We start from the raw sequence: 11,957 nt of genomic DNA, 5'->3' as shown, positions 1-11,957 counted from the left end.
GTGGCACAGTTCTATGAAGCCCGCGAGTACAGCAAGGCGCTGCGCCTGGTGATGGAGCTCACGGATTCGGTGAACGCCTTCGTCGACACGGAGAAGCCGTGGGAGCTGGCACGCGACGAAAGCAAGCGCGCGGCACTGCACGCTGCCTGCTCGGTCTCGCTGGAAGCCTTCCGCCTGCTCACCGTCTACCTCAAGCCGGTGGTGCCGCAGATGGCCGCGGGCGTGGAGCGCTTCCTCAATATCGAGCCGCTGGACTGGCGCGGCATCGACAAGCAACTCTCGGCCTCGCGCCCGGTGCAGCCGTACTCGCACCTGATGACGCGTGTCGATGCCAAGCAGGTCGATGCACTGCTGGCCGCCAACCGCGACTCGCTGCAGGCCACCGCGCCCGCCGGTGAAGCGGATGCCGCCGCTGCATCGATCGAGCCCATCGCCGACACCATCACGATCGACGACTTCGCCAAGATCGACCTGCGCGTGGCCAAGATCGTGGACTGCCAGAAGGTGGAAGGCTCGAGCAAGCTGCTGCAGCTCACGCTGGACCTGGGCGAAGGCAAGACGCGCAACGTCTTCTCCGGCATCCAGTCGGCCTACACGCCCGAGCAGYTGGTGGGCAAGCTCACCGTGATGGTGGCCAACCTGGCTCCGCGCAAGATGAAGTTCGGGCTGTCCGAGGGCATGGTGCTGGCCGCTTCGGCAGCGGATGAGAAGGCCACGCCGGGCCTCTGGATCCTGGAGCCGCACGAAGGCGCTGTGCCTGGCATGCGCATCGGCTGACCTGCCACAGGCGGTGAGGCGCGCCAGCGCCGAGCCGCCAATGCGCCATGGCGCATTGGCGCCGGCGCTGATTGACGCCACGCCGCCGGGAAGCTCATACTGCACCCATGCCCGACAGGGTGTTGATGGGATTTCCTGGCATGCCCGACAGCGTTCCCGGCCACGCCCCTTCTGGCACGCCAGCGCCGCCTGCTGGCGGCGGGCCACGCCTGCGCCAGCCCTTCCCCCTCGCCGCCTTCCACCCGCGCCTGCTCGACAGCCTGCGCGACTACCACCGCGCCCTCTTCTTCAAGGACCTTGCCGCCGGGCTCACCGTGGGCGTGGTGGCGCTGCCGCTGGCGATGGCCTTTGCCATCGCCTCCGGGATGCCACCGCAGGCCGGCCTGTTCACCGCCATCATCGCGGGCTTCCTGATCGCCGCGCTGGGCGGCTCGCCGGTGCAGATCGGCGGTCCCGCCGGCGCCTTCATCGTCATCGTCTACGGCATCGTGGCGCGCTACGGCGTGGCCAACCTGCTGATCGCCACCATCCTGGCGGGCGGCCTGCTGTTCGCCATGGGGCTGTTCCGGCTAGGCACCCTGATCCGCTTTATCCCCGTAGCCATCGTGATCGGCTTCACCAACGGCATCGCGGTGCTGATCATGGTCTCGCAGATCGCCGATTTCCTTGGCCTGCAAACCGGCAAGCTGCCTGGCAACTTCCTTTCGCAGATGCGTGTGCTGGGACGCTCCCTGCCCACGGTGTCCTGGCCCACGGTAGCACTGGCGGCCAGCTCGCTGGTAGTGGTGGCGGCCTGGTCGCGCCTGGCCCTGCTGGCGGGCAAGCGCTGGCGCCCTGTACCGACGATGGCGGCAAACCCGGCAAATCCGGCAAGCCCGCCCGATGCGCATGGCCGCATTGGCCGTGCGCTGGCCATGGTTCCAGGCACAGTGATAGCGCTGGTGCTAGCCACCGCGGGCAATGCCCTGCTGCACTTGCCGGTGGAGACCATCGGCACGCGCTTCGGCGGCATTCCGCAGGGCCTGCCGCCGTTTGCGCTGCCACAACTGAGCTGGCAACTGGTCCAGCAACTGGTGGCGCCCACGCTGACGATTGCCCTGCTTGGCGCCATCGAATCGCTGCTATGCGCGCGCGTGGCCGACAGCCTGATCGACGACCGCCACGATCCCAACCAGGAGCTGATGGCGCAGGGCATCGCCAATATCGTCACGCCGTTCTTCGGCGGCCTGCCGGCCACGGGCACCATCGCCCGCACCGTCACCAACGTGCGCAGCGGTGGGCGCACGCCGGTGGCGGGCATGATCCACGCCGCCACGTTACTGCTGATCGTGCTGGTGGCGGCGCCACTGGCCAGCGCCATCCCACTCGCCACGCTGGCCGCCATCCTGCTCTACGTGGCGTGGAACATGGGCGAGTGGCATGTGTTCGGGCTGACGCACCTGAAGCGCTACAGCAACAACTACCGCATCATCCTGCTCGGCACCTTCGTGCTGACCGTGGTGTTCGACCTGACCGTGGCGGTGCAGGTGGGCCTGGTGCTCGCCTGCCTGTTCTTCATCTACCGCATGGCCGCGCTCACGCAGATCGAGGCGATCACGCCGGCCGCGCTGCCCCCGGCGGCCGACGGCAGGCCGCTGCCGGCCGGCGAGGTGGCGGCCTATCACATGACCGGCGCGCTCTTCTTCGGCGCCGTCAACAAGGTGGAAGCGCTGATCGACCCCCGCGACCGCACGCAGCCGGTACCGGCGGTGCTGATCCTCGACGTGGGCAAGCTGGTGGCGCTGGACACCACCGGGCTGGACACGCTGGACGCATTGCGCAAGACGCTGGCGCGGCGCGGCGGCACGCTGGTGATCTGCGCCGCGGCAGCACAGGTGATGTCGCTGATGCGGCGCGCGGGCTTCCTGGAACAGATGGGCACGGCGAACTATTGCGACACGCTGGCCGCAGCCTGCGCCAGGGCCGGCGTGTTGCTTGCCGAGCGGGCCGAGCGGCCCGCGGCAGGCTAACCGCCCTGCAGCCTCTCGTCGCTGCGCGAGGTGTGCGTCACCTTGCCGTCGGCGTCGAAATGCACGTTGAAGAACGCCTTCTCCTGCGCGCTTTCCCACCAGCGGTAGCCCCACACCTCTTCCTTCTTGAGCGCGAACGCTTCCACCTTGGTCGGCTTGCCGACCAGGCGGCGGATATCGTCGCGACTCATGCCGGCGCGCACGCGCGCGAAGTTCTCCGCGGTCAGCACCTGCTCGATATTGCGCACCTTGCCATCGGCGCCGATCGTCACCATCCAGGTGGTGGCGCCTTCCGGGCCGCGCGGGTATTCCAGCCGGCGGCCGCCGTCCTCCTCTTCCCAGGTGATCTCCGGGCGCCCGGCCTGTTTGCGCACGTCGTCCTCGCTGGATTCGCCCGCCACGATGCCCTTGAACAACTGGCTGTCGGGCTTGACCGAGTTCCAGGTGGCGTGCGCGGTATCGCCCGCCTTCTTCATCGCTTCGTCGACCTTTTGCTGGTCGCACCCGAACAGGGCTAGCACGGAGGAAATCAGTCCCATGGCGGCAAGGCGTCGGTAAGACGCGGCAGTGGCGGAGTTGGGCGGCACGCAGATCATGGTGCGTGTCTCAGGGCTGCGCGGGCGCGGCTGCGTCCGTTGCATTGCTATCGGCATCCTGGCTGGCATCGGTCTGGCTCCTCGCGGTTCCGGCGCGGTTGGACGCGCCCGTGAACAAATTGCCCCAACTGTCGAAGCGGCGGTTAAACAGCACAGAGAGCCCGTTGATCGAGCCGCCCTTGGCAATCAGCGACCAGCGCCGCGAGAATGCCCAGGTCATCTTGACCACGTTGCTGGCGCTGGTCAGGCTCTGCTCATAGCCCACCGAGATCTTCTCGGTCACGGCCTTGCCCACGCTGACCACCTGCTGGTCGTTGAGGCCGGCCGTGCTGGGCCCGATCGAAAACTCGTCGATGCCCAGATGCTGCACGATCCCCTTGCCCGCGCGCCCGCCCAGCATGCCCAGCGCGGCACCACCCAGGGCCCCCGCACTCAGTTGCTGCTGCTGTCCGGCCGCGGCGCCTTCCGCGCCGTAGCCGAACATCAGCCATGACAGCTTATCCTCCTCCGGCACATTCGGCTCGGACACCAGCTTGACGCGCGGCAGGCGTACCGTGCCGGTCACCTCCACCCCCGCCTCCACTTCCTGGTTGCGGCGCATGGCGCGGATATTGAGGTTGGGATTGTCCACCGGCCCGTTGAAATTGACGATGCCGCGCTCGATGTTGAGCTTGCGCCCGAACGCTTCATAGGTGCCGTCGGTCACGCGGATGGTGCCGGTGGCGCGCAGCGGCGTCAGCGGGGCGCTGCGCACGCCAAGCTGCCCGCCCAGGCGCAGGTCCGCGCCGGCCCCGCGGAAGCGGAAATTGTCGCCAAGGTCGAGCGTGAGGTCGATCAGCGGGCTGAAGCGGCTGGCCGGCTTGGCCTCCGGCACCGGCGTGGCGGCGGTCTTGATCTCGCGCTGGTCGCGGCGGCGCACCACCACTACGTCGTCGCCCAGCTCCGGAGCGCCGGCCTTGGGCAGGTCGAACAAGCCGCGATCCACGCGGAACTTGCCGCGGATCACGATCTGGCGGTTCTCGTTGGCGATGCTGGCATCGCCGGAAATGATCAGCRTGCGCTCGGGGCTGGCAAAGAGCTGGAGCTTGTCGGCCACGATCTTGCCCGTCAGGTTGGGATCGGTGTCGCCCAGCTTCACGTTGCCGGTGGCCACGATCTTGCYGTCGCCGCCGCGGAACTCCACCTGCTTGAGCTCGATGGTGTTCTGGTCGAGCGCCACGTGTACGATGCCATCGGTCAGCTGGATACCCAGGTCGTAGAGCGTGATGGCGATGCCGGTGCCGTCGATATTGCCGGTAACCAGGGGCTGCCCGACGCTGCCCGCCAGTTGCAGGACCGCCGCCAGCTTGCCATCGAACGCATACTGCGGGCCGCTCAGCGCCTCCAGCGACTTGATCTTCGGCACATCCAGCGAGACCTTGCCCGCCAGCGTGGAAGCCGGCGTCACCGTCATCAGGCCCTGCTCCTGGATCAGCCCGGCGGACGCGTCTACCACTACCTTGCCGACCCGTGCGGCCTCGATGCCGCCTTTCAGGTTGACGCGGCTGCCGGCAAACTCGGCGCGCAGCGCGGTTTCGCCCAGGCCCAGCGCGGTGTAGCCCCGCCCGGCGCTCACCGAGACGTCGCCGCTGCGCCGGCGCAGCTCGGCAAAGCCGGAGGCAGACTCGGCCAGCGTGATATTCCAGCGGCCGTCCAGCACCAGGTCCGAGCGCACCGGCGGCGCTTCGCCGGTCAAGGCCTCGGCCAGGCGCAGCACGTTGGCCACCTGCAGGCCATCGAGGTTGCCCTGGGTGCGAATGCGGCCGTGGTCGAAATCGAAGCTGTCCACGGTCACGCGGGCGCGCTCGAACTGCAGGCTGGCCGCGCCGAGATGCACGCGCTGGTCCGCCACCTGCAGCTGCGTCGGCGCGATCAGCCGCACGTTGGCCGTGCCGCGCTCCTCGAGCGTGCGGATGGTGCCCTTCCAGCCGGCCGCCCCCTGCCAGGCGCCCTGCCCCGACAAGGCGAGTTGCATCGGCTTGTCGTGCAGCGCGCCGGCCACCTTCAGGTCGAAGGCGTGGCTGGCCTGGGTGCCGCTGAGCGAGGCATCGAGCGTGCGCAGCGTGGCGACCGGGCCGCGATAGTCGCGGGCGTTCAGTTTCAGCGCGAGCGTGCCGTTCAGCCCCCCGCGCAACTCGGCGCTGCCGCTGGCGCTGGCTACGTGGTGCGGGCCCACCACCAGCGACAGCGCGGCATAGCTGGCCACGATCTCGGGCCGCGCCAGCGTGCCGGTGATGTCCGCGTCGAGCTTTAGCACACCGGCCACGCCGAACTTGAGCCGCTCGAGCTGCGGCGCGTCCACATGCACTTTCAGGCGGTCGCCGCGCGCGCCAAAGCTGCCGTTGATCTGGGCCTGGTTGCCTGCCATCTCCAGCGTGGCCTGGCTCGGCAGCAAGCGCTCGCCGGCCAGGCGCAGCTTGCCCTCGCCACGCATCGGCAGCCCCGCATAGACGCTGTCGCGCACCGCGAAGTCCAGCGCCACGCGGTGCTCCGGCGCTAGCGTGCCGCTGGCGGTGAAGTCCGCATTGATGCGGCCGGGCGCCACCTCGGCCACGCGGGCCGGGTCGAAATTGATCAGCTTGCCCTTGAAACTGAAGGGCTGCGTGTCCTTCAGCGACAGCTTGCCATCGGCGTTGAGCGTGCCCGCGCCGATGCCGGCGCGCAGCGAGGTCAGCGTCACCGCCTCGCCATCCAGATGCGCATCGGCAAAGAGCTTGTACTCGCCGCCGGCCAGGTCCAGCGCCACGCTCTGGCGGCCGGGCTCCATCCGCAAGCTCACCGGCCCGGACAGGCGCACGCGCTTCAGGCTGCCATAGAGGGCCTGCGGGTCGAGGTCGCGCACGTCGATGTCGAAGCCGCCGCGGCCATCGTGCAGCGCACCGCCGCCGCTGATCTCGCCGCCGCCGGCCAGCGCCACGTGCAGGTCGCGCACCATCTGCGCCGCCTCGCCGACCTCGATATGCGCTTGCACCGATTCCACCGGCAGGCGCTCGGCGTCGAGCTTGCCGGCCTCGTGGTTGACGATGCGCACGTCGCCCGCCACGCGCAGGGACGCGTTGTCGTGGGCGCTGCCAGGCTTGGCAGCGGGAGCGGAGGCCGGCGTGGCGGCGCCATCCACCGGGCGCAACTCGGCCTGCACGGAGAGATTGGCGCGCGGCGCCGACGGGCTGAACAGGCGCGGGTTGATGTGTTCGCCATTGACCAGCACATGGGTAAACGGCACCTTGCCAAACGGCGTCAGGTCCGCCTCGGCACGGCCGCGCAGGCGATCGCCGCTGGCCTCGGCTTGCGCATGCAGGGCGGCAAGCGAGCCGCGCACATTGGCGCTGATGCTAAAGGATTCCTTCTGCCAGCTGCCCTCCAGCAGCGCGGCGCCGTTCAGCGCAAACGGCGCCTGGCCGGCGATCTGCGCATTGGCGGCCAGCTTGCCGTACGGCGTGACCAGCCGTTCCACGCTGATGCGGTGGCGTCGCCCGTCGGAATGAAGTGAGCCCGCCAGGTCGCTAAACACCATCTCGCTGGGCGTGGCCGGCGGCCCTTGCAGCAAGGTCAGGCGGTCCAGCGTGAGCGTATCCACGTCCACCGCCAACGGCAGGTCGAGCGATTTGGGCAAGGAGGCGGGCGCGCTGTCAGGCTGCGACGGCGGCAAGCGCAGCGTGACGGCGCCCACGCGCAGCGCGCTGACATGCAAGCGGGTCGGCGACCAGCCAAGCGCCCAACTGCCGTCGACACGGTCAATCGTCACCCGTGTCTCGCCACTGGCAAACACCACATCGCGCAACCGCAGGCCATGCGCCACCGTGCCGCCTTCGAGCTTGCCAGACAACGCGCCTGAGGACAGGCGCGTGGCCAGCGACCACAGCTGGCGCGTGCCGGCCTCCGTACGCAAGGCCTGCACCACCGCCGCAAGCCCCGCCAGCACCAGCAGCAACAGCACCACGACGCACCACGCCAGCCAGCGCCCGAGGCGCGTGCGCCGCGGCCGTGCCGGCCCGGGCGGAACATCGCCGGAGGCGGGAACGGGAGGCATGTCGGGAATGCTCATGTGGCAAATACCCTGCAACTGCGTTCATGGAGGCCGCCGTGCTGGCGGCGGGGCCGCATCGTCATCGTCATCGTCATCGTCATCGTCAGAACAATCATCAGAACGCGACTCCCAGCGAGATATGCGGGCGGAACTGCTTTGCCTGGATGCCGTAGCCCACGTCGAGCTGCACCGGCCCCACCGGGCTGCGCCAGCGCGCGCCGATGCCCACGCCGTTGTAGAGCTTGACGCCCGTCAGGTTGTCGGTGGCGGTGCCCACGTCCCAGAAGATCGCGGCGCCCCAGTCATGCAGGAACCAGTACTGGTATTCCAGGCCCGCCGTGCCGAGGTACTTGGCCGGCAGCACGCTGGCGCCGTTGCGGGTACCGATCGACTGGTAGCCGTAGCCCCGGATCGAATCCGTGCCGCCCGCCCGGAAACGCAGCGAGGCGGGGATCTTGGTGACGTCGCCGTTGGTGATATCCGCGCCGAGCTCCAGCCTGGCCACCACCAGGTCGCGCTTGCCCACGGGCACGTACTGGCGGATACGCCCGTACAGGCGGAAGAAGGTTTCGTCGCTCAGCATGTGCTTGGCGGCCACCCCCACCTGCGTGTTGATCACGTTGCCGCGGCGCGGGAACACCGGGTTGTCCACGTCGCGCCGCGTCCAGGCAAAGGCAGGCACCAGCGCCCGGCTMAGCTGGTTCGCCTCGCCGAAGGGCTGCAGGTTGTCGTAGTAATAGTCGAGCGAGATGGTGGTGTCGTACTTCTCGCGGGAGCGGGACCGTTTCAGGCCGGTGCGCAGGCTGGTCAGGTCGGTGCTTTCGAGGTCGATGGTGCGTTCGTAGCTGGCGTAGGCACTGTTGCGGTACGTCCTGCTGTCCGGCGGCATCGCGATCTCGCCGAACGCGTACTGGCGCTTTTGTTCGATGCGCGCTTGCGAGTCGAACAGCCAGGCGCGGTTGAACAGGTTGTAGTACGAATACCGGCCTTCGACCTGGGCGCCGGTATCGGTGGTATAGCCCACGCCGGATGACAGCCGATTGACGGGATACTCCCGCACCCGGACGTACACCGGCACGGTGACCTTGTCGGCGCGCATGTCGGCCTTGGGCTCGGCGACCCGGTCCGGATTGGTGTCGACAATCTTGCCGTCCTCCGTCGATTCCTGCTCGCCAAGGTCGATCTGCACATTGGAGAAGTACGGCTGGTTCTGGATCGCGCGCTGGAACTCCAGCAAGCGCTCCACGCGGTACGGCTCACCCTCGTACAGCGGATTGACGTTGCGGATGATCTGCTCGGGATAGCGCCGCAGCCCGCTGATCTTCAACGGCCCCATGCTGTAGGCCGGGCCGCTGGCAAAGTGCGCGCTCAGGTCCGCCGCGTGCTCGTCCGGCTCGATGCGGGCTTGCGAGCCGGTCAGGCGGGCGCCATAGTAGGTATTGCTCTGCAGCGCCACCAGCGCATCTTCCTTGGCCTTGTCCCAGTCCGCCTGGCGAAACGGCGCGGCTACCGGCAGGCCCCACTTGGCCCTGATTTCGGCGATCCGCTCCGGCGACTGGCTGGCGGCCGGGCCGGTCACATTCACGTCAACGGCGCGAATCACCGTGCGCGCGCCCAGTTCCACCGTGATGTGCAYGGTCCGCTCGTCGCCGCTGCCGTCCACCTTGGTGGTGGTCTGCGGATCGAAATAACCCTCGGTGGAAGTGAACTGGCGGACCTGCTCGCCCACCGTCTCGACCATGTAGTTGAACTGGTCGGGCGAGATATCGTCGCGGGTGCGGTAGCGCGACAGGTCCAGGTGGTCCTGCAGGATTTCCTTGATCGGCTTGGGCGCGTCTACCTCGACTTTATAGGCGGCGGCAGCGGGCCACGCGGATAGCATCAGGGCCGCCAGCAGCGGGTGCATCAGGCGGCGCAGCACGGCCGGCGCCACCGGCAGTCCGCCGGCAGGGGCGGCAAGGCCKGCGGGCATGGTGCACGGGGTCCCTGGGTCCATCCTCATCGATTGATGCACGTCGCGCAAAGTCGATATTTGACCACACCCGCGCGGCCGGCCTGTGCGGCGCCGCCAAAAAGACCGGCGCGACTGTCACCACAGCCGTCGCCACAACCGTCGCCGAAGGCTAGGCACGGGATGAAAACGGCAGAATCGCGCGCAATCCCGTTGCCAGGCCCGCCGATACGGTAAAATCCTCGCTGTTTGTTAATTTCACCCTGTTTCCCGCCATGGCTGCCTACGAATCGGATATCACCCAGTTCCTGAAGTCGCTCAAGGACGAGCGCCCTTCCCTGGAAGCGGAACAACGCCAGGGCCGCGCCCTGCTGTGGGACAAGAGCCCGATCAACCTCGAAGAACGTGCCCGTGCCGACGCCTCGCGCGTGGCGCAAAAGCCATACGTCTACTCGCTGGACTAAAGCCCTTACCCGCCACACCGCCCCACCTCCGAGCGCCCGCCCCTAGATGAACCAGAGCGAGCAGGACAAGCTGAAGCCGGCGATCGAGCTGCCGAGCGTGACGCCCGAGCAGGATTCCACGCCGGCCGCCGTCGACGGCATGGCGTTCGCGCGCCTGTACGGCGAGCCTCTGTTCAAGCTGCCGCAGGACCTGTACATYCCGCCGGAYGCGCTGGAARTCTTCCTKGARGCSTTCGARGGSCCGCTSGAYYTGYTGCTKTACCTGATCCGCAAGCAGAACWTCAACRTCCTCGATATCCCGATGGCGCAAGTGACGCGTCAGTACCTCACGTATATCGAGCAGATCCGCAAGAGCAATCTTGAGCTGGCCGCCGAGTACCTGCTGATGGCCGCCATGCTGATCGAGATCAAGTCGCGGATGCTGCTGCCGGTGAAAAAGTCCGACAGCGACGACGAAGAAGAGGATCCGCGCGCCGAACTGGTCCGCCGTCTGCTCGAATACGAGCAGATGAAGCTGGCGGCCATGCGCATCGACCAGGTGCCGCAGCTCGGGCGCGACTTCCTGCACTCGCAGGTCTACATCGAGCAGAGCATTGCGCCGCGCTTCCCCGATGTGGAAGTGGTGGACCTGCAGGCCGCCTGGGCCGACGTGATCAAGCGCGCCAGGCTCAACCAGCACCACAAGATCTCGCGCGAGGAATTGTCCGTTCGCGAGCACATGAGCCACATCCTGCGCCGCCTGCAGCATGCCCGCTTCATGGAGTTCAGCGAGCTCTTCGAAGACGCGGTGCGTTCGGGCAAGGGCGTGCCCGTGGTGGTGGTCAACTTCATCGCGATGCTCGAGCTATCGCGCGAAGCCCTGGTCGAGATCACCCAGGCCGAACCCTTCGCACCGATTTATGTGCGATTGGCGTACATTCCCAGCTAAGCCGCACCAATAGCGCCGCCCGCCTCGGGCCACATGTTCTACAATCCGCCGACAATCGGCGCCACCTAGAGCACCGGACCGGCCTCCCGGCGCACCCCCGCGCCGGGGCATTCCTACCACGACCAGCACACCAACTTCATGAAAGTCATCTCCTCCATTCACGAGTTGCGGGACCAGTTGCGCGGGCAGAACCGGGCGGCGTTCGTGCCGACCATGGGCAACCTGCACGAAGGCCACCTGTCGCTGATGCGCCTGGCGCGCCAGCATGGTGACCCGGTGGTCGCGTCGATCTTCGTCAACCGGCTGCAGTTCGGCCCCAATGAGGATTTCGACAAGTACCCGCGCACGCTGCAGGACGACATCGAGAAGCTGCAAAAGGAAGGTGTCTACGTGCTGTTTGCGCCCACCGAGCGCGACATGTACCCGGAGCCGCAGGAATATCGCGTGGAGCCGCCGCACGACCTSGGCGACATCCTSGAAGGCGARTTCCGCCCCGGCTTYTTCAAGGGYGTSTGCACGGTMGTGATGAAGCTGYTSTCCTGCGCGCAGCCGCGCGTTGCCGTGTTCGGCAAGAAGGACTACCAGCARCTGATGATCGTGCGCCGCATGGTCCATCAGTTCGCGCTGCCGATCGACATCGTCCCCGCCGAAACCGTGCGCGCCGAGGACGGCCTGGCCCTGTCCTCGCGCAACCGCTACCTGACGCCCGACGAGCGCACCGAAGCCCCGGTGCTCTACAAGACACTGCACGAAGTCCGCGATACCGTCCTGGCCGCCAACAGCGCCAGCGCGGACCTCGCCGCCATCGAAGCCAGCGCCAAGGCCGCCCTGCAAGCCCGTGGCTGGCAACCCGACTACGTATCCATCCGCAAGCGCGTGGACCTGCAAGCCCCCACCCGCGAAGAATATGTAGCCGGCGAACCGCTGGTCATCCTGACCGCAGCCAAGCTAGGCGCGACCCGGTTGATCGACAACCTGGAAATCTGACGAGCCAGGCAATGCCTCACGCCCATACGTCTTAGCCGTGTGACCCGCCCCCAAGGCGGGGAACACCCAAACGCGATGCGAAGCGAGCCGTCAAGGTTTACCTAGGCCGTATGGGGCGCCTCGGGATTCGGCGAAAAGAGCGGGAAAGAGGGACCCATGTCTGAGTATCGCCTTAAGGC

General features: G+C 67.6%; 8 protein-coding genes. 5 read left to right on the top strand and 3 right to left on the bottom strand.

Features of this window, described 5'->3' with window-relative positions:
* Both metG and AC1DS3_RS27645 read left to right on the top strand, forming a co-directional pair.
* The coding region (gene metG / locus AC1DS3_RS27650; RefSeq protein ID WP_477128361.1) for a methionine--tRNA ligase subunit beta at positions 1 to 777 on the top strand (777 nt) is incomplete at its 5' end.
* 140 nt (positions 778 to 917) lie between these two features.
* Positions 918 to 2,786, top strand: a complete 1,869-nt coding sequence (locus AC1DS3_RS27645; RefSeq protein WP_441633289.1) for a SulP family inorganic anion transporter — start codon at positions 918 to 920, stop codon at positions 2,784 to 2,786.
* Here the strand turns inward: AC1DS3_RS27645 and bamE are convergent.
* The 3 genes from bamE to AC1DS3_RS27630 all read right to left on the bottom strand — a co-directional run bounded on the left by bamE (position 2,783) and on the right by AC1DS3_RS27630 (position 9,420).
* Complete coding sequence (bamE, locus tag AC1DS3_RS27640; RefSeq protein ID WP_441633474.1) at positions 2,783 to 3,325, bottom strand: outer membrane protein assembly factor BamE domain-containing protein; 543 nt, start codon at positions 3,323 to 3,325, stop codon at positions 2,783 to 2,785. The genes AC1DS3_RS27645 and bamE overlap by 4 nt on opposite strands.
* A 67-nt stretch (positions 3,326 to 3,392) precedes the next feature.
* Positions 3,393 to 7,466, bottom strand: coding sequence for a translocation/assembly module TamB domain-containing protein (locus tag AC1DS3_RS27635; protein WP_477128360.1), 4,074 nt, complete (start codon positions 7,464 to 7,466; stop codon positions 3,393 to 3,395).
* A gap of 97 nt (positions 7,467 to 7,563) precedes the next feature.
* Complete coding sequence (locus AC1DS3_RS27630; RefSeq protein WP_477128359.1) at positions 7,564 to 9,420, bottom strand: autotransporter assembly complex protein TamA; 1,857 nt, start codon at positions 9,418 to 9,420, stop codon at positions 7,564 to 7,566.
* 254 nt (positions 9,421 to 9,674) lie between these two features.
* On the opposite strand from AC1DS3_RS27630, the gene AC1DS3_RS27625 reads away from it, so the two are divergent.
* The 3 genes from AC1DS3_RS27625 to panC all read left to right on the top strand — a co-directional run bounded on the left by AC1DS3_RS27625 (position 9,675) and on the right by panC (position 11,778).
* Positions 9,675 to 9,863: a DUF3460 family protein gene (locus AC1DS3_RS27625; protein ID WP_006160566.1), complete on the top strand. Its 189-nt coding sequence runs from the start codon at positions 9,675 to 9,677 to the stop codon at positions 9,861 to 9,863.
* A 46-nt stretch (positions 9,864 to 9,909) separates the two neighbouring features.
* Complete coding sequence (locus AC1DS3_RS27620; protein ID WP_477128358.1) at positions 9,910 to 10,791, top strand: segregation and condensation protein A; 882 nt, start codon at positions 9,910 to 9,912, stop codon at positions 10,789 to 10,791.
* 138 nt (positions 10,792 to 10,929) lie between these two features.
* Positions 10,930 to 11,778: a pantoate--beta-alanine ligase gene (gene panC, locus AC1DS3_RS27615; protein ID WP_477128357.1), complete on the top strand. Its 849-nt coding sequence runs from the start codon at positions 10,930 to 10,932 to the stop codon at positions 11,776 to 11,778.
* Positions 11,779 to 11,957 lie beyond the last annotated feature (179 nt).

Source organism: Cupriavidus sp. 01L46 (assembly GCF_056399905.1).
This window is presented reverse-complemented; position numbering and strand designations above follow the sequence as displayed.